Source organism: Arthrobacter sp. 05T423, from assembly GCF_056396245.1.
Genome location: NZ_JBFTLC010000001.1, coordinates 439,626 through 464,933, shown reverse-complemented (window position 1 = coordinate 464,933; position 25,308 = coordinate 439,626). Strand labels below are relative to the sequence as shown.

21 protein-coding genes are annotated in these 25,308 nt (G+C 68.3%); 7 read left to right on the top strand and 14 right to left on the bottom strand.

Going from position 1 to position 25,308, the window contains the following annotated elements; translation table 11 throughout:
* Positions 1-94 precede the first annotated feature (94 nt).
* Together AC1DFE_RS02200 and AC1DFE_RS02195 are read right to left on the bottom strand one after the other, a co-directional pair.
* On the bottom strand, positions 95-901 hold the full coding sequence (locus AC1DFE_RS02200) for a transglutaminase-like domain-containing protein (protein ID WP_476904276.1): 807 nt from the start codon (positions 899-901) through the stop codon (positions 95-97).
* A gap of 74 nt (positions 902-975) precedes the next feature.
* Positions 976-1,764 carry a hypothetical protein gene (locus AC1DFE_RS02195; RefSeq protein ID WP_476904275.1) on the bottom strand — a complete coding sequence of 263 codons (789 nt, stop codon included), beginning with the start codon at positions 1,762-1,764 and terminating at the stop codon, positions 976-978.
* Positions 1,765-1,848: 84 nt separating this feature from the next.
* On the opposite strand from AC1DFE_RS02195, the gene AC1DFE_RS02190 reads away from it, so the two are divergent.
* Positions 1,849-2,511, top strand: coding sequence for a DUF1684 domain-containing protein (locus AC1DFE_RS02190; RefSeq protein WP_476904274.1), 663 nt, complete (start codon positions 1,849-1,851; stop codon positions 2,509-2,511).
* Between the two features lie 46 nt (positions 2,512-2,557).
* Complete coding sequence (locus AC1DFE_RS02185; protein ID WP_476904273.1) at positions 2,558-3,439, top strand: fumarylacetoacetate hydrolase family protein; 882 nt, start codon at positions 2,558-2,560, stop codon at positions 3,437-3,439.
* Here AC1DFE_RS02185 and AC1DFE_RS02180 read toward each other — a convergent pair.
* Genes AC1DFE_RS02180 through AC1DFE_RS02160 form a run of 5 tightly spaced genes read right to left on the bottom strand, consistent with a single transcriptional unit; the run spans position 3,432 to position 9,334 of the window.
* Positions 3,432-4,598: a cysteine desulfurase family protein gene (locus tag AC1DFE_RS02180; RefSeq protein WP_476904272.1), complete on the bottom strand. Its 1,167-nt coding sequence runs from the start codon at positions 4,596-4,598 to the stop codon at positions 3,432-3,434. The two genes, AC1DFE_RS02185 and AC1DFE_RS02180, sit on opposite strands and share 8 nt — an antisense overlap.
* A 7-nt stretch (positions 4,599-4,605) precedes the next feature.
* Positions 4,606-5,478 (bottom strand): carboxylating nicotinate-nucleotide diphosphorylase, encoded by an 873-nt coding sequence (gene nadC / locus AC1DFE_RS02175; RefSeq protein ID WP_476904271.1) that lies wholly within the window; start codon positions 5,476-5,478, stop codon positions 4,606-4,608.
* Positions 5,471-7,306 carry an L-aspartate oxidase gene (gene nadB / locus AC1DFE_RS02170; RefSeq protein WP_476904270.1) on the bottom strand — a complete coding sequence of 612 codons (1,836 nt, stop codon included), beginning with the start codon at positions 7,304-7,306 and terminating at the stop codon, positions 5,471-5,473. Before nadB ends, nadC begins: the two co-directional genes overlap by 8 nt.
* 10 nt (positions 7,307-7,316) lie before the next feature.
* The gene (nadA, locus tag AC1DFE_RS02165) at positions 7,317-8,627 is read right to left on the bottom strand and encodes a quinolinate synthase NadA (protein ID WP_476904269.1); all 1,311 of its coding nucleotides are present in this window, start codon (positions 8,625-8,627) and stop codon (positions 7,317-7,319) included.
* Complete coding sequence (locus tag AC1DFE_RS02160; protein WP_476904268.1) at positions 8,624-9,334, bottom strand: NUDIX hydrolase; 711 nt, start codon at positions 9,332-9,334, stop codon at positions 8,624-8,626. The genes nadA and AC1DFE_RS02160 overlap by 4 nt, the downstream gene beginning before the upstream one ends.
* A gap of 189 nt (positions 9,335-9,523) precedes the next feature.
* Between AC1DFE_RS02160 and AC1DFE_RS02155 the strand changes: the two genes are divergently transcribed.
* The 3 genes from AC1DFE_RS02155 to AC1DFE_RS02145 all read left to right on the top strand — a co-directional run bounded on the left by AC1DFE_RS02155 (position 9,524) and on the right by AC1DFE_RS02145 (position 12,742).
* The gene (locus AC1DFE_RS02155; protein WP_476904267.1) at positions 9,524-10,945 is read left to right on the top strand and encodes an amino acid permease; all 1,422 of its coding nucleotides are present in this window, start codon (positions 9,524-9,526) and stop codon (positions 10,943-10,945) included.
* Positions 10,946-11,119: 174 nt separating this feature from the next.
* Positions 11,120-11,947, top strand: coding sequence for an alpha/beta fold hydrolase (locus tag AC1DFE_RS02150; protein ID WP_476904266.1), 828 nt, complete (start codon positions 11,120-11,122; stop codon positions 11,945-11,947).
* Between the two features lie 141 nt (positions 11,948-12,088).
* Entirely contained in the window at positions 12,089-12,742 is a 654-nt protein-coding gene (locus AC1DFE_RS02145; RefSeq protein ID WP_476904265.1) for a phosphoribosyltransferase, read from the top strand.
* Positions 12,743-12,762: 20 nt separating this feature from the next.
* On the opposite strand, the gene AC1DFE_RS02140 is transcribed toward AC1DFE_RS02145, so the two are convergent.
* From AC1DFE_RS02140 to AC1DFE_RS02130, 3 genes are all read right to left on the bottom strand, one after another.
* Positions 12,763-14,094, bottom strand: coding sequence for an MFS transporter (locus AC1DFE_RS02140; RefSeq protein ID WP_476904264.1), 1,332 nt, complete (start codon positions 14,092-14,094; stop codon positions 12,763-12,765).
* A 119-nt stretch (positions 14,095-14,213) separates the two neighbouring features.
* Complete coding sequence (gene hpaB, locus AC1DFE_RS02135) at positions 14,214-15,668, bottom strand: 4-hydroxyphenylacetate 3-monooxygenase, oxygenase component (protein ID WP_476904263.1); 1,455 nt, start codon at positions 15,666-15,668, stop codon at positions 14,214-14,216.
* Positions 15,669-15,718: 50 nt separating this feature from the next.
* Positions 15,719-16,249, bottom strand: a complete 531-nt coding sequence (locus AC1DFE_RS02130; protein WP_476904262.1) for a flavin reductase family protein — start codon at positions 16,247-16,249, stop codon at positions 15,719-15,721.
* Between the two features lie 201 nt (positions 16,250-16,450).
* Between AC1DFE_RS02130 and AC1DFE_RS02125 the strand changes: the two genes are divergently transcribed.
* Entirely contained in the window at positions 16,451-17,185 is a 735-nt protein-coding gene (locus tag AC1DFE_RS02125) for an IclR family transcriptional regulator (protein WP_476904261.1), read from the top strand.
* Here AC1DFE_RS02125 and AC1DFE_RS02120 read toward each other — a convergent pair.
* The 4 genes from AC1DFE_RS02120 to AC1DFE_RS02105 form a co-directional block, all read right to left on the bottom strand.
* Positions 17,173-18,540, bottom strand: coding sequence for an MFS transporter (locus tag AC1DFE_RS02120; RefSeq protein WP_476904260.1), 1,368 nt, complete (start codon positions 18,538-18,540; stop codon positions 17,173-17,175). The two genes, AC1DFE_RS02125 and AC1DFE_RS02120, sit on opposite strands and share 13 nt — an antisense overlap.
* A gap of 114 nt (positions 18,541-18,654) precedes the next feature.
* Positions 18,655-21,747 (bottom strand): AAA family ATPase, encoded by a 3,093-nt coding sequence (locus AC1DFE_RS02115; protein ID WP_476904259.1) that lies wholly within the window; start codon positions 21,745-21,747, stop codon positions 18,655-18,657.
* Positions 21,744-22,928: an exonuclease SbcCD subunit D gene (locus AC1DFE_RS02110; protein ID WP_476904258.1), complete on the bottom strand. Its 1,185-nt coding sequence runs from the start codon at positions 22,926-22,928 to the stop codon at positions 21,744-21,746. Before AC1DFE_RS02110 ends, AC1DFE_RS02115 begins: the two co-directional genes overlap by 4 nt.
* A gap of 55 nt (positions 22,929-22,983) precedes the next feature.
* Positions 22,984-23,973 (bottom strand): MIP/aquaporin family protein, encoded by a 990-nt coding sequence (locus AC1DFE_RS02105; RefSeq protein WP_476904257.1) that lies wholly within the window; start codon positions 23,971-23,973, stop codon positions 22,984-22,986.
* 188 nt (positions 23,974-24,161) lie between these two features.
* On the opposite strand from AC1DFE_RS02105, the gene AC1DFE_RS02100 reads away from it, so the two are divergent.
* Complete coding sequence (locus tag AC1DFE_RS02100) at positions 24,162-25,268, top strand: ADP-ribosylglycohydrolase family protein (RefSeq protein WP_476904256.1); 1,107 nt, start codon at positions 24,162-24,164, stop codon at positions 25,266-25,268.
* Positions 25,269-25,308 lie beyond the last annotated feature (40 nt).

The following is a 25,308-nucleotide window of genomic DNA, read 5'->3' as shown; positions in this document are numbered from 1 at the left end:
CATGGCCGGGTTAGCGGGACGGCGGTTGCCGCGCGATTGGGACGGCCGACGGCGGGACCCCAGGCCCGCCGTCGGACGCCTCCCGCGCCTGCCTTCAGCGGATGATGGCGAGTTTGTCCGGGTCCTCCGCCGGCAGTTCGCCGTTCACCGTGGCGATGACACGGATCTCCCGGAGAGAGAGGCTTCCGCCCACGGTGGACAGGAAGGCCGTGTCAGAGGAGTCCCGTCCCGAGGTGATGCGCAGCATGGCCTCCCTGGGAGCGAGCCCGGTGGGGTCGATCACGTGCCAGGCCCCGTCGACGTGGGCCTCGGCCACCGCATGGAAATCCATCGGGGACAGGCCCGGCGCGTACACGGCGGCCAACCGGGCGGGAACGTTCTTGGCGCGCAACAGCGAGATCGCCAGGTGCGCATAGTCCCGGCAGACGCCCCGCCGGTTCAGCAGGGTCTCCACGGCGCCGTCCGTTCCCCGGGAGGAGCCGCTGACGTAGCGCAGTTCGTTGAACACCCAGTTGCGCACGGCGTGCAGGAGTTCCTCACCCTGGAGTCCCCCGAACTCGGCATAGGACGTCGGGAGCAGCCGGTCGGACTCCGCATAGCGGCTGGGCCGGACATAGCGGATCAGCTCCATCAGGGAGGGCTGCTCGGGTTCCGCGAGGCCCGCAACGGTCGCGGAGTAGTCCACGGCAACCTCGGTGGGGTCGGGAAACTCCATGTAATGGAACCTGCCGCCGTGGTGGTCCGAAAGCTCAGTGAGCGGAACGTGCTCCCCGCCGGCCGTCACGCTGAGGTTCTCCTCGAAGGACACGTAGCCGGAGTTCCTCGCCACGGAGATGGCCATCGCCACCTTGGTGTCGGCCACGGTCTTAAATACCAGGCGGGCAGCAACAGTTCGTTCCATGGGTCTCCGGGGGTGTGGGGCGGCGTCAGCCAGTTCCGGCTGCGGACGGGGGGTGTGCCGGAGGCGCAGCGGGACTAGTTTTGGATCTTCAGAGACATTAGCATCCGCTGGACGTTGGCGAATTCCGAGCCCTCGTTGACGTAGCCGGCAGCCTGGTCGAGGGTGTCGAAGGCCTTTGCCGGGGCCACCTTTTCATCCGGCGCGAAGGCCTTCAGTGAGCGAATGTCGCTGAACGAAAAGTTCCCCTTGCCGGCCAGGCCCTGCACCACGTTCTGCAGCTGGCATGCCTTGGAATCGGCGCCGCCCACGAGGTTGGTGATGCCGTAGGAGCCAAAGTAGCGGTAGCCCTGGATGACCCTGAAGACGACGTGCGGGTCGATGGTCCCCAGCCCGCCGCTGTGCGGCAGCTCCACCGGGACACTGCTGACGACGAAGTACGGCTTGCGGGCGGAAGCGGCGCAATTGGCTGCACCTGTACTGGGCAGGCCCGTTTGCAGGGTGGCCAGGTAGGTGCCTTTGGCGTCTTTGACCTCGATCTTGACGGCACCGGGCAGGGTCCCCTTGTCAGGTTCCGCCGACTGGGTAATCCAGTCCTGCGGAAGCTCGAAGCTCACCGTCTTGGCAGGATCCGAGAAGACCTTCCACGCCGCTGCCGTGGCTCCGGCCTTGGCGGAGGCACCGGTGGACCCTGTCGCCGTGGGGCTTGCGGAAGCGGATGCCGACCCGGTCGCCGGGCTGGTGCCCGGCTCCGCGGTCCACGCGGGCGCACCCTTGCCGCCATTGCTGCAGCCGGCCATCAGTCCAGCCGTCAGCAGCACGACGGCGGCGATGCCCGTTCGTTCAGAGGCCGTGAATCCCGTCATGGCTCCAGCCTAGCCGGGACGCCGCACCCACCCGGCGGCTGCCTGCCAGCGTTTCGCCGGTGAATTTGCAACTAGGCTGTGGACATGGCCGAACATGAGCTGGACGCAGCGGAGCAGACCCTGGCGGGCATGTCCGCCGTCGACATTGCAGACTGGCGGCTGCGGACATTCGCCCTGTACGACACGGTGCGCAAGATCGCCGCGGACAGCCCCGCGGAAGCCCACGCCTACTGGCGCCAGGAGCGCGACCGCATGTTCGGCACCCATCCGGCGTCGGCCCTGACTGCCGAGGCAAAGGCGTCCTTCTATGGTCTCAAGACGGCCGACTATGATCCCATCTACCGTTTCTACGTCCCTCTCACCAAGGAAGGCGCCGGACGGGAGATGACCGTCGAAACAGGGACGGACGGGCTGGTCAGGTTCGTCCGGCTGGGAACGTTCGACCTTCCCGAGATGGGGCAGCTGGCCGTATGGAAGCTGATGGGCTACGGGGGCGGAATCTTCGTTCCGTTCCGCGACGCCACCGCAGGGAAGCCCGGCGGAAGCTACGGCGCCGGCCGCTACCTCCTGGACACCATCAAGGGCGCGTTCCACGGCGTCCGCGGTTCCGGTCCCGACGCCCAGTACGTGCTGGACTTCAACTTCGCCTACAACCCTTCGTGCGCGTACAACGAGGCATGGGCCTGCCCGCTCGCCGGCCCCGCCAACCGGCTGGCCGTGGAGATTCCCGCCGGCGAGCTGTACTGACGTCACGCAGTTCCTGGCCGCTCTGCCCGGCACATACGATGGCTCAATGACCCCACCTGTCCAGCGGCGGATCGCCCGCGTCCGGCCCCTCGCCCCTGCCCCGTCGCCGTCGCCGTCGCCGTCGCCGTCAGCATCAGAAACAGCCACAGCACAGCTGCCCGAACAGTTCTTTGTGGCCAACGACGCCGCAGACTTCGCGGGCACGGCGGGGCGGACCTGGTCGGTGGTGGACTCCCCGTTCCCCGGCTCGCGCGCCAACGCCGGCAGTGCCCCCCGCAGCGGCTGGGAGCGGGGCGCGGAGGTCTCCGAGGACAGCTTCACCTTCCTGGCGCCGAGCGTGCCGGCCAATGTCCTGGGGATGGCCCACAATACCGGGCAGGCCGGCCGGGACCTCCCCGCACAGGCCTTCCACAAGGCCGCCACCAGCGTGATCGGCCCGGGCGAAGCGATTGAACTGCCGGCCGGAATCGGGCTGGTGGAGCCGGAGGCGGAACTGGCCGTCGTCATCGGCCGGACAGCGAAAAACCTGACCCTTGGCAACGCACGCGGCGCGGTCCTGGGCTACACCATAGCCAACGACGTCACCGCACGCTGGCGGCAAAAGTCCGATGAGCTGTGGCTGAGCGCCAAAAGCCAGGACACGTTCACTCCCGCCGGACCGTGGATCGTGACGGCGCTGGACCCCACGGACCTGCCCATCGGCGTCGTCCACAACGGCACCGACCTGCCCGCGGCGAGCACCGCGGACCTCGGCTGGAAGGTGGACGAGATCCTGGTCTACCTGACGTCGTTCATGACCCTGCACCCCGGCGACCTGGTGCTCACCGGGTTCCCGGCCGCGAGCTCCGGCATCCAGCCGGGCGACACCGTCACCTGCCGGGTGGGCGGAATCGGGGAGCTCTCCAATCCGGTCACGGAAGCTAGCTGACCGGTACTCCGCCCAGGTTCCGGACGCTTCCGACGGCGGCCGTCACCGCCGCGGCGGCAGCCTCGAGGCCGGCGCCGGTCACGGACGAATCAAAGCTGAACCTCACGGCGGTCTGGGCGACCTCCGCTTCGATGCCCAGTGCCACCAGCACCGGCGACGGCGCATCCGATCCGGCCGCGCAGGCCGAGCCGCTGGAGCACACCACGCCCTGCCGCTCGAGTTCCAGGAGCACGGATTCGCCGCTGGTGCCAGGGAAGCAGAACGAGGCCACCGAAGGCAGCCGTTCGGACGGATGGCCGGTCAGCAGGGCTCCGGGAACGCTGGCCAGCACGGCGGCAATGAAGCCGTCCCGCAGGCCCCTGGCGCGCGCCGCGAGCGCGGGCCGGTCGGCATGCGCCAGGGTGAGGGCGGTGGCCAGGGCCACGGCCCCGGCAACGTTTTCGGTGCCGGAGCGACTGCCGCGTTCCTGGCCGCCGCCGTGCACGAGGGGCTCGATCCGGGTCCGGCCCCGGACGAACAGGATCCCGTTGCCTTTGGGCGCCCCGAGCTTATGCCCCGAGATGCTTAGCGCGTCCACGCCGAGCGCCTTCACGTCCAGCGGCAGCCAGCCGGCGGCCTGCACGGCGTCGGTGTGGAAGGGGATTCCCCGCTCCTTCGCCAGTGCCGCCAGTTCGGCCACCGGCTGGACAGTCCCCACCTCGTTGTTGGCGTACATGATGCTGACCAGCGCGGTTTCGTCCCGCAGGACGGCGGCGAGCGCCTCCGTGGTCACCGTCCCGTTCCCGTCGACCGGCACCACGTCCACGGCGAATCCGTGGAAGCGTTCGAGATACCGTGCGGACTCCTCCACGGCGGGATGCTCGACGGCGCTGATCACCACCCGTTTCAGCGCAGGGTCCGCGGCCTGCCGAGCAAGCGCAATTCCCTTGACGGCGAAGTTGTCCGCCTCCGTGCCGCCCGAGGTGAAGGTGATCTCTCCCGCCCTGCAGCCCAGCACCGCGGCCACGGTCTTCCGGGCATCCGCGAGCGCCCGCGCCGCGGCGTCCCCGAGCGAGTGGTGGCTTGACGGGTTGCCGAATTCGCCAGTGAGGTACGGCCACATGGCCTCCAGCACCTCCCGGCGCACGGGGGTGGTGGCTGCTGCGTCCAGGAAGATCATGGCGTGTTCACCCCACTGTCAGTTCGACGTCCAGGCCAAGGTCCAGGGCGGTGACGCTGTGGGTCAGGGCCCCGACGGAGATGACGTCCACACCGGCGGCGGCAATGTCCGCCACGGTGCGAAGGTTGACGTTGCCGCTGGCCTCCACCACGGCCCGGCCAGCCACCTGCCGGACACCGGCGCGCAGCTCTTCGATGCTGAAGTTGTCCAGCATGATGGTGTCCACCCCGGCAGCCAGGACGGGTTCGATCTGGTCGGCGCTGTCCACCTCCACCTCAAAGTGTGTGGTGTGCCCCAGCTGCGCCTTCGCGTCGGCGAGGAGCGCGGTCAGCCGGGCCGGGTCTCCCCCGGTCATGACGGCAAGGTGGTTGTCCTTGGCCAGCACGGCATCGGACAGGCTGTAGCGGTGGTTGGCGCCCCCGCCGCACCTGACGGCGTACCGTTCCAGGACGCGCAGGCCGGGGGTGGTCTTGCGGGTGTCCGTGATGCGGGCCTTGGTGCCGGCCGCCAGAGCCACGAATACCGCCGTCTTGGTGGCAATCGCGCTCATCCGCTGTGCCAGGTTCAGGCCCACCCGCTCGGCCAGCAGCACGCTGCGCGCCCGGCCGGTGACCCGCGCGAGCTTGGTTCCGGCGGCGAACGCCTCACCATCGGCGAGGAGCAGCTCCACCTCGGTGTCGGGGTCCACCATCAGCATGGCGTCGCGGAACACGCTGCCGCCGCTGAAGACCCCCGGTACGCGGGCGTTGAGCACCGCGGTGGCGCGGGCCTCGGCCGGAATCAGCAGCTGCGAGGTGATGTCGCCGCTGGGCGCATCCTCCGCGAAAGCCCGTTCCAGGATCTCGTGGACGGGTGCTGCGGGGAGGGTCAGGCTAGTCATGGACAAGGCTCGCTTTCGGGCTCATTCTGAATTCTTCGTCTAGGTCGCCGACTGGATGGTCTGCGGGCAGGCTGTCATCCCGGTAATGTGCTCCGAGCGATTCCCGCCGCTCCCGCGCCGCGTGCACCAGCAACTGCGCGGCGAGCAGCAGGTTGGCGTACTCATGGGTCCGCGGGTCCGCTGACCGCGGCACCGCTTCAGGACGCACGACGGCGGCCCACCCGGCAAGCGCGGACCCCGCTTCCCGCAGCAGTCCCCCACTACGCAGCACCCCGGCCTGAGCAGTCATCAACCGCCGCAAAGCCCCGCGAGAAAACTCCCCGGATACGGCATCTCCCAAATTTCCCTCGGGGTAGGGCGCTGCGCTCCAGTCATCAGCCTCGAAGTCGCGGGACAGTGCCACAGAATTGTCGACTGACGGTGCCCCGGAAGCGTGCGTCAAAGGGAGGCCGCTAGCGGCTGAGCTAGCACGCGGAGGGATGCCGTTAGTCGACGCCCCCGGCTGAGTAGTGCTGTTTTGCGACGCCCCAAGCGTTGTGGCGCCACCAAGGAACGCTTCAACAGCCCGCCGCCCGAAAACCAGTCCTTCGAGCAGCGAGTTGCTGGCCAGCCGGTTGGCACCCTGGACACCGGTGCAGGCGACTTCGCCGGCCGCAAAGAGCCCGGGAACGGAGGTGCGGCCGTCCAGGTCGGTGGCGACGCCGCCCATCCAGTAGTGGGCTGCGGGTGCGACCGGGACGAGCTCGCGGGTCCAGTCGATGCCGGCTTCGCGGGTGCCGCGCGTGATGGTGGGGAAGCGTTTCGCCAGGAACCCTGCTCCCCTGGTGTCTTCGATGCCCCGGGCGTCGAGGTAGACGTGGCCGTTGGGGTCACCGAGCGCGGCCAGGTGCAGGGCAATGCTGCGGGAGACGACATCGCGCGGGGCGAGTTCGGCGTCGGGGTGGTAGCCGGGCAGGAAACGGCGGCCCTGGGCGTCAACGAGGATGGCGCCCTCACCGCGGACTGCCTCGGAGATCAGCAGCGGGTCCTGGCCGTCGTCGGACTTCGCTCCCCCGTCCTGGCGGACAATTCCCCTGTCCGGCCGGACCAGGCACGTGGGGTGGAACTGGAAGAACTCCAGGTCAGCGACGGCGGCACCGGCGCGCCAGGCGAGGGCCAGCCCGTCGGCGGTGGCAACGGAAGGGTTCGTGGTCTGCGCGAACAGCTGCCCTGCCCCGCCGGTGGCCAGCAGGACGGCGTCGGCCTGGATGCTGCCCGCCCGCCCGTCCTGCAGGAACTCAACGCCCGTGACCCGGCGGCCCTGCTGCATGAGGGCTGTCACGCTGGCGTGGCCCAGCAGCCGGATCCTGCCCGAGGCCTGCGCGGCCAGCACGGCGCAGATCAGGGCGTTGGCGATGCCGGCGCCGGTGGCGTCGCCGCCGGCGTGCAGGATCCGCGGCGCGGAGTGGGCGGCTTCGAGCCCCAAGGCGGGGTCGCCGTCGTCGTCCAGGTCGAAACGGACGCCGAAGCGTCCGAGCCCGGCGATGTCCCGGCGGGCCTCGGTGCAGAGCACCCGGACAGCCGCCGGGTTGCAGTGCCCGGCGCCGGCCTTCAGGGTGTCGGCGATGTGGGCTGCCACGGTGTCGCCGGGCGACGGCTCGTCGAGGACGGCGGAAATGCCGCCCTGGGCGAAATATGTGTTGCTGTCCGCGAGCGCGCCCTTGGTCAGCACCACCACGTCGGCGCCTGCCTCCGCCGCGAGCAGGGCGGCATAGAGGCCGGCGATGCCGCTGCCGACGACGGCGAGCCGCTGGCGGCCGGCCGTTCCGTTTTCGCTGGGGATGGTCATTGTGGGCTCTCTATTGGGGCTTGGCGGCGAGCATGCGCTCGAGTGCCGTCCTGGCGTCCTGCTGCACATCGTCGTCCACGGTGATGCGGTTGACCACGCGGCCGGCGACGAGCTCTTCCAGGACCCAGGCCAGGTAGCCGGGGTGGATCCGGTACATGGTGCTGCACGGGCAGATCACCGGGTCCAGGCAGAAGATGGTGTGCTGCGGGTACTGGGCCGCCAGCCGGTTCACCATGTTAATCTCGGTGCCGATCGCGAAGACGGTGGGCTCGGTGGCTGCGGCGATGGCCTTCTGGATGAAGTCCGTGGAGCCGGCGGAGTCAGCCGCGTCCACCACGTCCATGGGGCATTCGGGGTGCACAATGACGTTGACGCCCGGGAAGTCGGAGCGGGCCTTCTCGATCTGGGCCACGCTGAAGCGTTTGTGAACCGAGCAGAATCCGTGCCAGAGGATCACGCGGGAGTCGAGCAGGGCCTGTTCGTCGTTGCCCCCAAGCTCCTTGCGCGGGTTCCACATGGGCATCTGCTCGAGCGGTACGCCCAGCGCCTTGGCCGTGTTCCGGCCGAGGTGCTGGTCCGGGAAGAACAGCACACGCTGGCCGCGCTCGAAGGCCCACTCGAGGACCGTCTTGGCGTTCGAGGACGTGCAGACGATGCCGCCGTTCCGGCCGCAGAAGGCCTTCAGCGCGGCGGAGGAATTCATGTAGGTGACGGGGATGACCGGAACGCGGCCTTCGGCGTCGGGCTCGGTGCCGAAGATCTCCTCGAGCTGCTCCCAGCAGTCCTCGACGGATTCGGCGTCGGCCATGTCTGCCATCGAGCATCCGGCAGCGAGGTTGGGCAGGATGACAGCCTGTTCGGGCGTGGACAGGGTGTCCGCGGTCTCGGCCATGAAGTGCACGCCGCAGAACACGATCGCTTCGGCGTCGGGCCGGGTCAGGGCCGCGTTGGCCAGCTGGAAGGAGTCACCCACAAAGTCGGCGTACTGGACAACCTCGTCCCGCTGGTAGAAGTGGCCCAGGATGACGGCGCGGTCGCCTAGGGCCGCCTTGGCAGCCCGGATCCGGGCATCGAGTTCTGCTTCGCCGGCAAGCTGGTACTCCTCGGGAAGCTGTCCCTGGCGGGGCGTGGAGGCAGGTGCGACGTCGGCGCTGGAGGCGCCGGGACCATAGGCCGGAACACCGGCGAGCGTCTCCGCGAGGTCGTACTCCCACGGGCCCTTGGCGAGCGCGGAGCTGCAGGTGCCGCCGGCGCCGGCCGCCGTGGCCTTCTCGGCCTGTTCACGCGTGATCAGCTGGATGGCAGTGTTGACGCTGCTCATGGGGTACTCCTGTTATCTGGGTCGAGGCCGGGGCGGCCGGTAAATCGGTAAAGACGCGGCGGGCGGTGCTTGCCGCCCTGGAGGTATTCACCGGTTTCTTCGATTTCCGGCGTCGACTTGATCTGCCGGCGGAAGTTGGCGGGGTCCAGTTGTGTGTCCAGCACTGCTTCGTAGACCTCGCGGACCTGTGCGAGGGTGAAGTACTCCCCCAGAAAGTGGTAGGCGATGGAACCGTAGGCCAGCTTGTTCCGCAGGCGCCAGAGGGCATACTCCACGATCGCGTTGTGGTCGAAGGCCAGGCTGCCGAGCCTGTCGGCGCGGAACCACCGCACGTTCTCGGATTCGTCCGCGAGGGCGGCTTCGGTGGGCTGGACCAGCGCCCAGTAGACGATGGACACCACGCGCTGCGTGGGCGAGCGGTGCATGCCGCCGAAGGCGTAGAGCTGCTCAAGGTAGCTGGGGGCCAGCCCGGTGGTGTCCCTGAGGTTCCGCGAAGCGGCGTCCTGCAGCGACTCTGAGTGCGTCAGCGGACCGCCGGGCAGCGCCCACAGGCCTTTGAACGGTTCCCGGATCCGCCGGACCAGCGGGAGCCATAGCGTGGGACGGCCGGAGGACTCGCTGGGGCGGAGCGCGAAAATCACGGTGGAAATCGCCAGCGACGGTGGCGCGGACTGCCGTTCGGCCACGTTGGCTGAGGTGGTGTACACGGTAATCACCCGCTTCGCTGCGATCGGCCTGTCCGCAGATCGCGGGCTCGCCCTGGATTAGTTATAGTCAAGTTGACTCAAACTGATTCTACGGCCCGTTGCCCTGGATACAAAATGTTTCGCCGGAAGTTGGGGTAAATTCGAAAGGTCCCAAAAGGACCAGTCCCCAACCCCAAGAAGGTACGCAGCATGACGATGAAGTCCACGGCAGAGCGACCCCCAGTGCAGCTCCGCCACAGCATGAAGCCCCGCCAGCTCACCATGATGGGCCTGGGCAGCGCCATCGGCGCCGGGCTTTTCCTCGGCTCCGGAGCCGGCGTCCAGGCGGCCGGGCCCGCCGTACTGGTGTCCTATCTGGTGGCCGGAACCCTCATCATCCTGGTCATGTGGGCGCTCGGCGAGATGGCAGCAGCAAACCCCAACAGCGGCGCCTTCTCTGTTTACGCCGAGCGCGCCATGGGCAAGACCGCCGGGGCAACCGTGGGCTGGCTCTGGTGGCTGCAGCTGGTGGTGGTCATCGCCGCCGAAGCGCTCGGCGCTGCGGGGCTGCTGTTTTCCGTGTGGCCGGTGGTTCCGGTGTGGGCGCTCGCCCTGGTGTTCATGATGGTGTTCACCGCCATCAACCTGGCCGGCGTAAAGAACTTCGGCGAGTTCGAGTTCTGGTTTGCCATTCTCAAGGTGACCGCCATCGTCCTGTTCCTGGCCGTTGGCGCCGCACTCCTCCTGGGCCTCCTCCCGGATGCGGCATCCCCGGGGCTCGCCAACATCACCGGCGACTTCGCACCGTCGGGCATGGCGGGCATTGCCACGGCCCTGTTCGTGGTGATTTTCGCCTTCGGCGGCACGGAGATCGTCAGCGTCGCAGCCGCGGAGACTGAAGATCCTGAGCGCAGCGTCACCAGGGCCATCCGCACGGTGGTGTGGCGGATCCTCGTCTTCTACATCGGCTCGGTCTTCGTGATCGCGGCCGTCCTTCCGGCCACCTCGGAGTCGCTGTCATCACCCTTCGCGGGCGTCCTGGACGCCGCGCGGATCCCGGGCGCCGCCACCGCCATCACCCTAGTGGCCGTCGTCGCCCTGCTGTCCGCCTTGAACGCCAACCTGTACGGGGCATCCCGCATGGTGTTCTCGCTGGCCGAGCGCGGCGAGGCTCCCGGCTTCCTGTCCCGGCTCAGCGGCGCGGGGGTGCCGATGATCGCCGTCGGCGTCTCTGTGGCGTTCGGGTTCATCGCCACGGTCCTGGAGCTGCTGTTCCCCGGACGCATCCTGCCGGCCCTGTTCCAGCTGGTCGGGTCCACTTGCCTGGTGGTCTGGGGTTCGGCACTGGTCTCCCAGCTCATCCTGCGCCGGCGGGCCGACCGCGACGGCACCCACCTGGCCCTGAGAATGAAGGGCTTCCCCGGACTTACAGTGTTCGGCCTCGTGCTGCTCGGGCTGGTTTTTGCGGTGGGCTTCAGCGCCGAAAGCAGCCGCATCCAGCTGGTCAGCACGCTGCTGCTCATCGCCGGCATCGCCGCCGCCTGCTGGGCCGGGGCCCGGTTCGCGGCATCCCGGCGGGCCCGGTCCCACACCGAGCCAGCGGATTCCGGGCCACACCACCCAGCCAGGTAGCGGCACAGGGGGTTCCCGGAGGCCGGGAACCCATCAGATGCCGCCCGGTTCGGAAGCCATGGATTGGCCCGTTCCGCAGGCAGGTAGAGTGGTGCCCATCCACGGCGGACCGACGACGAAGCAGTCCCGGCGAGCCCTGCACCTGAGGATTGAGACTTGATGAGGACTGAGGCGATGAGCGGCAGACACACCGGCGAACAGCACTCCCACACTGTCGAAGGCACCGACCCGCAGCTGTATGTCGAAGTGCACGACCCCAAGAACGACGCCGGCCTCCGCCCGATCCTGCTCATCCACGGCTTCTCCGCCTCCAGCAAGCTGAACTGGGAGGACACCGGCTGGATCGCCTCCCTCCTGGAGGCCGGCCGGCGGGTCATCGCCGTCGATCTTCCCGGCCACGGCCGCAGCGGCGCACCGGAGGACATGGACTCCTACTCGCCCAGCCGGATCCGGGCTGACCTGCTGCAGATCGCGTTCGACGCCGGCGCACGGCCTTTGCGCAACGGTGACCCCGCCAGCGGGCTGGACGTGATCGGCTACTCCCTGGGTTCCCGGCTCGCGTGGGAGTTCGGCGCCACCCAGCACGAGCTGGTTCACCGGCTGGTCCTGGGCGGCCCGAACATGGCCGATCCGCTGGCGGCGTTCGACCTCCTGGCCGCCCAGCGCTATCTCGCCGACGGCACGCCCATCGAGGACGCGTCCACCGCCGGGCTCCTCAGCATGGCGCAGGCACTGCCGAGCAACAACATCTTTGCCCTGCTGTCGCTGGTGGAGGCCATCAAGGGCGAACCGTACGACCCCGCCGAAGCGGTGCCGCACATGCCCGTCCTTCTGGTGGCCGGCGAAAACGATGAACGCGCCGCGTCCATGCCTCAGCTTGCCGAACTGGCGCAGAAGTCCGGTTCCATGGCCGAGCAGCTGGTCCTGCCCGGGCGTACGCACACCAATGCCATCACCAGCCGCGCCTTCAAGCAGGCGGCCATCGCGTTCCTCGGCGGTTAAGGGACCCGGCAACTCGGCGACCTCCGGCGGCGGCCTTCCGCTCTACAGCCACTGCCGCAACCATGTCGAATACCCCCCCTCCCGCCGGAGTCGACGGGCGTAGGCTGGATCCTGGGGGCGGAAACACCGGAAGAGGAACCCATGGGCATGGTCTTTGAGGACCGGGAAGACGCCGGACGGCAGCTGGCTGCCGCCCTTCCGCAGTTCCGCGAGCGCCCGGACACCGTCGTGCTGGGCCTCGCCCGGGGCGGCATTCCCGTGGCCGCCGCCGCGGCCGACGTCCTGCACCTGCCATTCGGAGCCCTCCTGGTCCGCAAACTCGGAATCCCCGGCCATGACGAGACCGCGTTCGGTGCCCTGGCCTTCTCGGGCGGAAGGGTGGTCCGGCTGCTCAACAGGCCGCTCGTGGAGCGGATGCATGACGACGGCGTGCGGCAGGAATGGCTGGACCAGGTGGAGCACCGGGAGCGCGCCGAACTGATGCGCCGCGCCGCCAGCTACCCGGCCGCGCAGCCCGACGTCCACGGCAAGACGGCCCTGCTCGTGGACGACGGACTGGCGACGGGGGCCACCATGCGGGCAGCCGTCGAGGCCGTCCGGTCCGCCGGCGCGGCAGCCGTGGTGGCCGCCGTCCCCGTCGGTTCGATCGAGGCGCAGAAATCACTGTCCCGCGTCTGCGAAGTCCTCTGCCTCCACCTGCCGGGAAGGTTCCGGGCCGTGGGAGCCTTTTACCGGCATTTCGAGCAGCTGAGCGATGAGGATGCCATCTCCCTGCTGCAGGGCGCCCGCATCTAGGGGGCCGGCTGGCCGCCGAATCAGTGGTGGCTCACGCCAAGCGGGCGGCCCCGCGTTTCCTTTGCCAGGATCACGCCGACGGCCGAGATGACGCACAGAATCATGATGTAGATGCCGATGGAGCCGGTCCACTTGGTGCTCTGCAGAAGTGATTCGGCAATGGTGGCGGCAAACGCGCCGCCCAGGATGGCGCCGAACGCGTAGCCGATCGAGATGCCCGAGTACCGCACGTCGGCGGGGAACATCTCCGCGTACATGGCCGACATCGGACCGTAGGACAGGCCCAGGCCCACCGTGAGGACGAACAGCGCCACGCCGTAGAGCACGATGTCCCTCGTGTCGATGAGGGCGAACATCGGGATCATCCACGCGAACACGATGGCGTAGCCGGTCAGGAAGGTCTTGACCCGGCCGATCCGGTCGGAAAGCCAGCCGCCGACCAGGGTGAAGATCAGCCACCCGAACGATGCCACCGTGGTGGCCAGCAGGACCTGTGGCGTGGGCATCTTCAGCGTCCTGGTGGCGTAGGCGATGAAGAAGGCAATCAGGAGATAGCCGGCGGCGTTGTTGCCGATGAAGATCATGGTCGAGTAGAGGACAGCCTTCTTGTGGCTCCGGATAAGTTCGCCAAGCGGCGCCTTGCTTTCTTCCTTGCGCGCAGCCATTTCCTTGAAGACCGGGCTTTCACCCACGGCGCGGCGGATGAGGTAGCCCACCACGATCAGCACGATGGAGAGCAGGAACGGAACCCGCCAGCCCCACGAGGCGAAGTCTTCCTTGGACATGCTGGTGTTGAGGAAGAACAGCAGGCCGGTGGCGAGGATCATCCCGACGGGAACGCCGATCTGCGGATAGGCGCCGAACAGGCCACGCCTGCTCTTGGGGGCGTGTTCCACCGCCATCAGGGCCGCGCCGCCCCATTCGCCGCCGGCGGAGAAGCCCTGGATCACGCGGAGGGTGATCAGCAGCACCGGCGCCCAGAAGCCGATCTGGGCATAGGTCGGCAGCAGGCCGATCAGGGCCGTGGCGGCACCCATCATGATCAGGGTGAACACCAGCATAGCCTTGCGGCCCAGGCGGTCTCCCAGGTGTCCGGCAACGATCGCGCCGAGCGGGCGGAACAGGAAGCTGATGCCGATCAGGGCGAAGGAGAGGATCTGCGCCAGGCCCGGGTTGGATTCGTTCAGCGGTGCCAGGAACAGCGGCGACAGCAGCGTTGCCGTCAGCTGGGCGAAGATGAAGAAGTCGTACCACTCGATGGTTGTGCCGACCAGCGTGCCGGCGAGGACTTTGCGCTCCTCGCGCTTGCTGCTGGGTCCCGTCTCTGAATCGACGCGTGAAGTTGCGGTCATTGAAACTCCGTGGCTGGGGGCAGTGCTACTGCCGGTGGCGATCAAGGGGGTTGCCGATTTACTGATCGAACGGTCAGTTAGTGTGAAGGATACTATGGATTTATGGTGTGGCGCACCCCTCAGTCGGTCCGGTGCAGGAACTCGCGCAACCGCGCCCTGACGGGTTCGCGGTTGTAGGTGTTGACCAGCGCGCTGGCCATCCGGACGGGATCGCCGAAGAAGAAGTACTCATAGAGGGACTGCCGGCCGGAGAATCCGGAGATCGAGGCGTCGAAGGCAAGCTTGAACAGCCGGACCCGCTCGGGCCCTGTCAGCGTCTTCCCCTGCAGGTACAGGTCGATGTCCGCCCCGGCCTCACCATTGACGTCCGCTTCACCGGGCAGGGCCATCAGCCCTGACGCGGAGAACTTCCGGATGATCTGCGGGAAACGCTGAGCCGTCTTCGGGTACCAGTTGCGGGCAGCGTTGAGGGTGGTCCACCTGGGCAGCATCACGCCGGCCTCGTTGAGTTCGGCGTCAGCTTCCGACGCGCGGACCAGCGCCTTGCCGATTTCGACGTCGATGATCAGCTCGGCAATGTCCTCCTGGATATGCTGGAATCCGTCGATGCCGATCGACTCTGCGAGCTCGGACGCCAGGCCCAGGAAGAACTCGCTCTTGGCGATGGTCCGGGTGACCACCTGGTGGGTCATGAGGGCGCCGGCGCCCGTCTCGGCATAGAACGAGTTGCAGAGCTGGGGATTGCCGAGCATGAAGATCCGGCTGCTGGGAACGAAAACGTCGTCGAAGACGGCCACGGCGTCCATTTCCTCGTAGCGGGACGCCAGCGGTTCATCGTGGGTGCTGCCGCCGTTGTACAGGGAGGTCCGGCACAGGTACCGGAGCCCCGGTGTGTCATTGGGGATGGCGAAGGCGAAGGAATAGGGGGCATCCTCCGGAGTGCCGCGCAGTACGGTGGACGGGAAGACCAGCAGTTCATCGGCGATGGGTGCGATCGTGGCCAGCATGCGCGCGCCGCGGACCACGATGCCGTCGTCGCGTTCCTCCACAATGCGGGCGGTGAGCTGGCCGCCCAGCTGCTCAGAACCGGAGACCGACCTGTTCACCTGCGGCGGGATCAGGGTATGCGTTGCCAGCATGTCGTTTTCGCGCGCCCACTCGTAGTAGTTGCCGATGTTCTCGGCAAACGTGGGGTCGGCCTGGGAGAACCATTTCCCGGCCGCACCCAGGGCGGTGAGCGCGGAGTTCATGTAGTCGCCCGTGCGGCCCAGGAATCCGTTGGTGGCCTCAGCCCAAGTGGAGATCGCCAGGCGCCGGCGCTGCAGGTCCTCGATGGTCCGGGGCACCAGGAAGGACGCGTTGACAAGATCTCCCGTAGCCGGGGACGCATAGGTCAGGGCCTCCTGGTACCGCTGGTCGTGCTGCATGTCGAACAGCTTGGCGTAAGAGCGCGCAACGTTATGGAAGGCGGGGTGTTCGGCCACTTTTTCCCTGACCACTTCGCCGTCGATCGCGATGTTCAGGGTCATGGCATTGAGCTTGTCCAGGTACTGCCGGCCGGTTCGAATACCCATTGCTGCCTCCAGTCGTCGTTGAACTGTCAATTGGTGGTGGTGAAGCGCTCCTACAGCAGGTCTTCCATCCCCAGCTGGCTCTCCGGAATGATGGTGAACGCACTGTTGGCAAAGGCCAGGGCGTCTCCGCTGCGGTGGTTGAAGTCCACCACCTCGCCGAGGTACAGGGTGTGGTCGCCGCCGTCGTACGCCGCCCACGGCCTGCACTCAAAGTAGGCGAGCACCCCTGAGAGCCGGGGCGCCGCTGCGCCTTCCACCCACCGGGGCTCGGGCCCCTGACGCCCGGCGAAGTGCAAGGCCAGCAGCCGCTGCTCAGCGCCCAGGATATTGACGGCGAAGGGCCGGCCGGCCAGCTCGTCGTGCGCTTTGGCGGTGCGGGCTATGCTGACCAGGACCAGCGGCGGGTCCATCGAGACGGCCGTGAAGGAATTGACCGTGATGCCGTGACGCTTGGCGGCCCCGTCGAAAGTGACAATGGCGACCCCGGTGGCGAACCGGCCCAGGCTGCCGCGGAAGCGGTGGGCATCGGGAACCGAGGTCCTGCCCGGAACGCCGGGTCCCACCGCCGGGTTGACCGTCATCGTTGATCCCCTGGGTACTTGACCCTCGCCTTCGGCGTATGCCTCCGGCCTACTGTCCACCGCCTCTGGCGTACCGGTCCGCATTCGCTAGACTGTTCTATAGTTGAACGTGAAATTCCTATATGGAACGCTAGCCCAAGGTGACGGGCAACACAAGACCCGTTGGCTATTCGCCCCGCTTACATGCCTAGGATGGACAGCATGACTCCCAACGCCGGTGCCGCAGCGCAGATTGCGCCCGCCCAGGCATCCCCTTCCCAGACCCTCTCCAGGGGCATCCGGGCACTGGAAATCCTTGCGGAAGCCGACCGCCCGCTGACCATCGCCGAGCTCGCGGAGGCCATGGGCGTCCACCGCTCCGTCGCCTACCGGATTCTGCGGACCCTTGAGGACCACTCGCTGCTGGTGCGCGACGACGCCGGCCGGGTCCAGCCGGGCCCGGGGCTCGCGGTGCTGGCGCGCGGCGTTTCGAGGAACCTCCAGACCGCTGCCCTTCCCGAACTGACCCAGTTGGCGAACACGCTCACCATGACCGCCTTCGTGGCAGTGTGGGACCATCAGGAATGCGTGACGCTCGTGACCGTGGAGCCGCGGCACTCGGCCGCAACAGTGGTGCAGCACCCCGGATCCCGGCATCCAATCAGCTCCGGCGCGCCCGGCATCGCCATCCAGTCAGCCCTGACGGAACTCGAGTGGAACCAACTCGCGCCCGCCGTACCCTATAGGCCCGAGGCGGCCGAGGCCAGGAAACGCGGTTACGCGGCTAGCCACGACGAAGTCATCGCCGGTGTTTCCTCCCTCGCCGCCCCCGTACGGGTGCCCGGCGGACGCCCGGCGGCCGTGGCCGTCGTCTACATCCGCTCAGCCCAGGATCCGGCCGAAGTGGCCGCCGCCCTTACCGCCAGCGCAGCACGGATCGAGGGTCAGCTCGCCTGAGCTCGCCGCTCCCTGGAACGGACGACGACGGCGGCCCCCGCGCCAAGTGCCAACAGAGCCGCCGCGGCTGCTGCCGTGACGAGGAAGGCGGCGTTGTGGCCGCCGCCCTGCGCCAGCTGGCCGCCCAATGACGAGCCCAGGGCGGTGCCCGCGACGATGCCGCTGGCGAGCGCTGTCATCACCGTGGCGAGGCGACCCGCCGGTGCCATCAGGCCGCCGATGGCAAAGACCGTCACCATGACCGGACCCACCGGCAGGCCCAGGGCAAGGAGAACCAGCACCATGCCCCAGCCGTCGGTGGGGAGGAAAAGCAGGGCTGACAGCGCGGCCATCGCTGCCGCACCGGCGACCCAGCGGGCGGCCAGCGGGAAGCGGGCGGGCCAGTAAGCCACCGAGATGGCGGCCGCCGCCGAGCTGATCCCCATGACGGCGTACAGGAGTCCGGCCGCCTCTGACGTTGCGAAACCGGCCGAGAAGGCGCTCAATGCTGCCTGCGAGGACCCGAAAAACGTGCCCATGCAGACCATTGCCAAGACAGGGAGTGCCACGGGGGCCAGGCCCCCACGCCTGCCGCCGGCAGCGGCCACCGAATTTCCGGTGCGGGCAGCTCCGTTGCGGGCGCGGGTGCTGGCAGCAGCGCGCCGCGGAACGGCCGTATGGGTCCGGTGAAGGGCAAAGGCCGGGACGAGCGTGAGCGTGAGCGCGGCGGACAGGGCCAGCGGGAGCCACGGGGCCACCAGGCTGGCCAGGACTCCCACGAGGGCCGGACCGAGTACGAAGGTCAGTTCATCGGCCGTGCTCTCATAGGACAAGGCGACGTCCAAGTCAGAACTGTCGCCGGTGCGCCGGCTTTCGGCTGTGAGGGCCATCCACCGGACGCGGGCCAGCGGGCCGACCTGGGGGCAGCTGAAACCTGCCAGGAACGCGACCGTGATGACACCCCACGCGGCGGCGACGTCCCGCGCCCCGGGATCCAAAAACGTGGCGGCGATGACCGCAAGCACGGCTACGACATTCAGGACAGCCGAGACCAGCAGCACCGGTCGCTGGCCGAGCCGGTCCGCAAGCGCGCCGAGGATCGGCGCGCCGACCGCGGAACCGATGCCCACGGCGCCGGCTGCGGCTCCGCCCACGGCATACGAGCCGGTAACCGATGTAACGAGGGTAAGGGTTCCCAGGGTCAGCATCGCGAGGGGCAGGCGGGCAAACAGGCCCAGGGGCAGGAATCCCCTGCCTGCCAGCGCCGGAAGGCGGGCGAAGCGGCCGCCGAACCGTGACGCTGGAGCCTCCGTGCTCGCGGACGGGGTGATGGGACGGGAGTCGGCGGGTGGCTGGGGCGCGGTTGAAGTGCTCATGTATCCGGGCTCGTTCAGTCGTGCGCATCGTCCCTCCTCCCGATGCGCTGAACCCGGTAACGGTCCCATGATACTGGATGCGTTGATGCCCGCGAGGTGGCGGGTATCCGCGGATCAGGCCGTCATGAGTGCGTCAACGATGTGCACGGTGGAACCGTTGCGCTGCTTCACCACCCGGAGCTGGCTGCCGATGCGCTGCTTCATCTCCCCCACGTGGCTCACGAGACCCACAACCCGGCCGCCGTCACGCAGGCCCTCCAGGGCATCCATGACTTGCTCCAGGGCCTGCTCATCGAGGCTGCCGAATCCTTCGTCGACGAACAGCGTTTCAATGTCGACGCCCCCGGCCTCCTGCTGCACCACGTCTGCGAGGCCCAGGGCAAGCGACAGCGAGGCCATGAAGGATTCGCCGCCGGAGAGTGTTGAGGTGTCGCGGTGGCGGCCGGTCCATTCGTCCACGACTTCCAGCCCCAGACCGGACTTGGCGTTCCTGGCTGCCCTCGCGTCCGAGTGCCGCAGTGTGTAGCGGCCGTCGCTCATGGACACGAGCCTTTCAGATGCGGCAATGGCAACCTGCTCGAGCCGTGCCGCCAGCACATACGCGTTCAGGCTCATGCGGTAGCTGTTGTCGCCGGAACCGCGGACCGCTTCGGCCAGGCCCTTCAGGACCTCCGCGCGTTCCCGCGGCTCCCGGCCGGATGCGGCGAGATCGTCGTACTCCGCACGCAGGTGTCCGAGCTTCGTGGCGGCCTGCAGGGCCAGGCCTGCCGCCAGTGCAATATCCTTTGCTGCCCCGGCAGCCTGCTCAGCTTCGGTGCGCAGCTGGTCCAGGTCCGCTGCGGCCGTTGCTGATCCGGTGTCCTGTTCCTTGGCCGCCAGGACAAGTTCCTCACTGGCGAACAGTTCCTCAAGCCGCGCTTCCTCGTTCCGCCCGGCCTGGACGGCCGACTCCAGCCTCGCCGCTTCCGGGCCCGGCAGGAGGGCAAGGCGTGCCTCGGCGGCGGACTCAAATCCGGCCTCGGGAAGTGCGCGGTCCAGCTGGGTCCGCGCCTCGGCCAGGCGGTCCGCGGCCTGGTCCAGCTCCGCCCGGGCAGCATCAGCCTGTTCGAGAATGTCGATGACCTGACCGATGACGCCGCTGCGGAGACCAAGGCTGGCGTGGCCGGCACGAAGTGCCTCCAGCGATGATTCCAGGGCGGCCGACTGGCCTTCGATTTCGGTCAGGGCGGCCTCCGTCTGCGCCAGGTGCGACAACGTGTCCACGCGCACTTGTTCCGTGGCGTCGATGCGTTCGGCAAGCTCCTCCTGCCGCCTCCGGCTGGCTGCCAGCTCCGCTACGGCGGCTGCGGCCTCGGCAGCCGCTTCCCGGGCGGCCCCGGCGGCCTCCTCCGCCACCGCAGGATCCGTGTCGCCGCCCTGGCCGGCGAGAACGGCGACCAGCTGCCTTGCCTCGGAGAGCTCGGCGTCCAATGCAGAAAGGGCCTTGTCGGCCACCTCGCTGCGCTCCTTGGCGCGCTCCTCTTTCTCGGCGAGACCCAGGACGGAGTCCCCGGCCGGTACAGGTGCCGGATGCTCCGGGCTGCCGCAGACAGGACAGGGCGTCCCCTGTTCCAGCCGCGAAGCCAATTCGGCGGCGGCATTGGTCAGGCGTTCCTCACGGACGTCCAGCCATTGGCGGCGCAGTTCCTGGTGCTGTTCCCTGCCGCTGAGGTGCCGTTCGGCCACCACGGCACACTGGGCCACCGCGGTTCCGTAGCGCGCGACGACGTCCACCAGCTCATCCGCAGCTGCGGCTTCCTTGGTGCGCAGCACGGATTCGCCTGCGAGCTGCTCCAGTGGCTGCAGGGCAGCACGCAGGGCATCCATCTCGGTGCGGAGGGAAAGCAACCGGACTGTGTGGTCATCACCGGCGCAGCTGAGTTCCTGCCGCCGCTGAGTAAGACCGGCCAACCGTGCCTGGAGGCCGTCCAACCGGTCCTCGTCGGCAAGCCGTTCGCCGATCACAGCGGCCAGCGCCCGCAGGCGCGAAAGCTCCGCTGCCACGCCGGCGGCGCTGAATTGTGCGGCGGCAGTGTGTTCTGCGGGGCTGCCTTTGGCGAAGGAACCGTGTCCCATGCGGAGTGCCATACCGCCCAGTTCGGTGCTGGACTCCGCTGCCTCCTGTAAACCGGACGCGGCAAGACTCATGGATCCCTCAGCCCGGACCAACAGTGCCTCGGCGGCGGTTACCGCCTTTAGCTGGCCGCCGAGGAGTTCTGCCTTCCGGTGCAGGCCGAGCGCGGCCGCCGAGCTCCCCAGTCCCGGTGCGGCCGCCTCCGCGTCTGCCTTGCGGCGCAGGGCAGAGGCAAGCTTCAGGCGCCTGCTCTCCCTGGCCAGCTCGACGTCGAGCCTCTCAGCGCACCCGCGGCGCCGCTGTTCGCAGGATTCCGCGTCCTTGGCCAACGCAGAGGCGCGCTCGGAGGCAGCACCCTCCAGCCATGACAGCAGTCCAGGAGCGCCTGGGGATTCCTGCGCTGCCTCGGGATCCACCTCAAGAGCCGCCGCCTCGGCCAGTGCCCTCGCCCTTAGAAGGCCCAGCTTGCCCTCAAGTTCGGCCACTTCGCTGGCGGCCCGTGCGGCCTGCGACGCCAGTTCGCGCTCTACCGCCTCGAACCGTTCGGTTCCGAAGAGTTTCTGCAGCAATTCCAGCCGGTCCGAAGCCTTGGACCGCAGAAAGGCGGCGAAGTCCCCCTGGGGGAGCATGACCACACGGGTGAACTGCTCCCGGTCCATGCCAAGGAGCTCGGTGATTTCAGCACCGGCTTCGTCGTTCCGGCCGGATTTTTCCACCCATGCACCCGCAACCCGTTCCCGGAGGAGAGTCTTGGCCTGCTGCGTGGTGAACCCGTTCCGACCGCGGGCGCTCGGCTTGTCCCAGGCCGGAGACCGGGAAACCTCAAAACGCCTGCCCCTGGCCGTGAACTCACACGTGACGCGGGGTTCGGCCGCCGAATCAGCATGGTCGCTGCGAAGCCTCTTGCCGTCCTGCCGGGCGCCGGGCACGGACCCGTAGAGCGCATAGCAAACAGCGTCCAGCACACTGGTCTTGCCGGCACCGGTGGGGCCGTTCAGCAGGAACAGCCCGTGGGCGCTCAGCCGGTCAAAGTCGATTTCCTCAGTTCCGGCGAACGGCCCGAACGCGAAGATTTCCAGACGGTGGATCCTCATAGTGACGCCTCCTGCAGACGGACGTTCTCCAAAGCCTCGGTCAGCGCGGCCTGTTCTTCCGTGCCGGGTTCCCGGCCGCGGACATGCTCCAGGAATCCGCAGCAGACGGCAAGATCATCCTCGGCCTCCGCCAGCCGGGTGCTGTAGTTCGCCCCGGACGCTGCAGGTGCTCCCTCCGGCTCGAAACCAAGGACGAGGGTGTCCGGGAACCTGACCCGCAGCCGCTCCATGGCCTGGGCCGGCCGCTGGGCATCCGTCAGGGTCACCTGGCAATAGGCCTGCTCTGCCCAGGCGTGCTCGGGTGACTCCAGCAGTCCGTCGAGGCTTCCCCGGAGGACGGCAAGTTGCCTGGGCGCGTCCCAGAGAATCTCCTCAACCGCGGTGACCCCAGACGCATCGACGTCGATGAGCCAACCGCCCTTCTGGTGCTTCGCTTCGGAGAAGGAGTAGGCCAGCGGCGAGCCCGAATACCGCACCTCGGCGGAGAGGGACTGCCGGCCATGCAGATGGCCCAGCGCGGTGTAGCTGAACCCGTCGAACAGGTCCAGGGGGACGGCGCCCACTCCCCCGATGCTGAGGTCACGTTCGCTGTCCGAACTGATCCCCCCGCTGGCGAAGGTGTGTGCCAGCACAACTGAATGGACCGTCCGGGATCCGCCGCGCGCGGCGACGTCGGCCCGGATGCGTTCCGTAGCGGCGCGGGTGACTTCGAAGTGGCTGGCTGTATCCACCCCCAGTTGATCGGCGACCAGCCGTGGCTCGAGCCACGGGATGCCATAGATGGCCAGGACCGGGTCCTGTTCGCCATGCCGGTCCGCCCCGCCGAGCGGCAGCATGACGGGGACGTCCAGTTCCCGGAGGAGGGTGCGCAGATGAACGCCGCCCTTCTCCAGCAGCCGGGAGGCGAAGCCAAGCCGAATGGCGGAGTCATGGTTTCCGCTGGTGAGCACCACCTGCGCCCCTGCCCCGGTCAGGCGGACCAGGGCATCGTCGAGCAGGTTGACGACATCGACGCCGGGCAGTGCTCTGTCATAGACGTCGCCGGCGATCAGCACGACGTCGACGGACAGCTCTCCGACCCGGGCCACGAGCTGGTCGACAAAGGAGCGCTGGGCGTCCAGCATGCCGACGCCGTGGAAAGACCGGCCCAGGTGCCAGTCGGAAGTGTGCAATAACCGCATATTCATAAGCTAAACGCGGGCACTGACAAAATTGCCGACCCCGCGCTTCGGCGCGTCAGGACTGCTTGCTGCGCGGCCCGTCGAAGAAGTCGCGCGCCTCGTCGCGGCCGGCGTCATCTGCTACGGCCGTGTGGCCATCAGCCACACGGCCCTCGGCCGCACGGGTTTCCTTGGCAGCCGCAGGTTTTTCGGCCGGGCCTTCGTCCACGTCGTCCACGAGGTCAGGCTCCGGATCCGCCTCGTCATCGGAGTGGTCCGTGGCCACGGCAGCGGCAGTGCGGCTGCGAGCGTCGGCGAACCCGCGGAAAACCAGGCCAGCGATGCCGGCGCCGACGATCGGGGCAACCCAGAACAGCCACAGCTGCTCCAGCGCCCAGCTGCTGCTGAACAGCGCCGAGGCGGTGGCCCTGGCCGGGTTGAAGGGCGCGTTGCCAAGGGCCTGGCCCAGCTGCAGCAGCACGGCAAACGCCAGGCCGACGGCGAAGGGGGCGGCGGCCGCGTGGTGGTTGCGGCGGGCCGTCATGCCGAGGAACACGGCGACCAGGAGGACCGCTCCCAGCACCTCCACGAGCAACACACCGGCCATCGACGTCTGGATCACGGAGTGCTCGCCGAAACCGGCCGTAACGGTGTCGAACGCCGTGCGGGCGTCGGGGATGTTGGGCACCGTGCGGAGGACCCCAAAGAGCGCGAGTGCCCCCGCCGCGGCGCCGACCAGCTGTGCGCCGATGTACGCTGCTGCGGCAGCGATGCCGATCCTGCCCGCCACGAGGTTGCCCAGCGTGATGGCCGGGTTGAAGTGTCCGCCCGAGATGTACCCGAAGGCCAGCATCGCCGCTGTTACGGCGAGGCCCCCGGCAAGGGCGCCGGGCAGCGGATTGGATTGTGGAAGGGTGAAGAGCGGCACGCCCAGCCCGGCGACCACCAAAAAGAGCGTTCCGAACGCCTCCGCTCCGAGCCTGGACAGGAGTCCCGGCCGGAATCCGTCGTCACCGGCAGAAGGCCTCCGGTCATCGGTCGGGGGGACGGACACAGGGGTGGTCATGTGAGGGAATTCCTTTGGTTCGGTCAGCGGGGAATGCCGCCCGCATCGGGAGCGGCCCAAGCAGTCTGGCAGCAAAGTCTGGACGGTTGCTGAAACTGAGCTTATCCTCCGGTGATCGGACACGCGGCACCCCGCGGCCAAAATCACAGGGTGCGGGACAGATCCGGCGGGCAGGTAAATTTGCCTGCATGAGCAATGAACCCGGCACTGTTCCGTCCCCCGAGTCCCGCATCCATGGCTGCCTGCTCGGCGGCGCGCTGGGAGACTCGCTCGGCTATGCCGTCGAGTTCGACCCGATAGGGGAAATCCGGCGCCGTTTCGGCGCTGCCGGACTCCGGGATTTTGACGTGCTCGACGGCGGATCCCACTTTTCGGACGACACCCAGATGACCCTGTACACAGTGGACGGGATTGTCGAGGCCCTGGAGTGGGCCAACTCGGGTGTTGGAGCTGACGCCAATGCCTGCGTGTGGCTTGCGTACCTGCGCTGGCTGGACACGCAGGGAGTGCCTGTTCCGGAATCCGCGCCGCGGCCGCAGCCGCGCTGGATTGACGGCCAGGAGGTGCTGCGGCACCGGCGGGCACCCGGCAATGCCTGCCTGAGCGGTCTGGCCACCGGCCAGATGGGAACGATCGCCCGGCCGGTCAATCCCGCTTCGAAGGGCTGCGGAACCGTCATGCGGTCCGCGCCGTTCGGCCTGGTCCCGCACATTCCAGCGGACTCCGTGTACAAGTTGAGCTCGGACGCGGCCTCGCTCACCCACGGGCACCCCTCCGCCCGGCAGAGCGCCGGCGCTTTCAGTCTGCTCATCCATTCCCTGATTCAGGGCAGCAGCCTGGCCGAGGCAGCACAGGACGCACTCGCCCGTGTACTGGCCGACGATGGGGCGGCGCCCGAACTCCGTGAGCGGCTGGATGCCGCAATCCGCCTCGCCGGCGAGGCCGTCGGGGACCCGGTGTCCGGTTCGGTGCTCAGCCCGGAGGACCTGGTCCGTGAACTCGGTGAAGGCTGGGTGGCGGAGGAGGCCCTCGCCGTCGGGCTTTATGCTGTTCTGGCGACCGCCACCCCATCAGGCGGAGATGCCCCGCCCAATCCGGTGGCCCATTTCAAGGCCGCCATCGCCGTGGCCATCAACCACAGCGGCGACAGCGATTCCACCGGGTCCATCGCCGGCAACATCCTGGGCGCGCACTACGGCACGGCCTGCCTGCCGGCGGAGTGGCTGGCGGCGCTCGAGGCCCCCGAGGTGATCCGCGGCATGGCCGGGCAGTTGGTTGCCGTCACGTCTGCCTGAGCGGAATGTTGTTGCAGGCCTCGCAGGCACCCTCGGGATG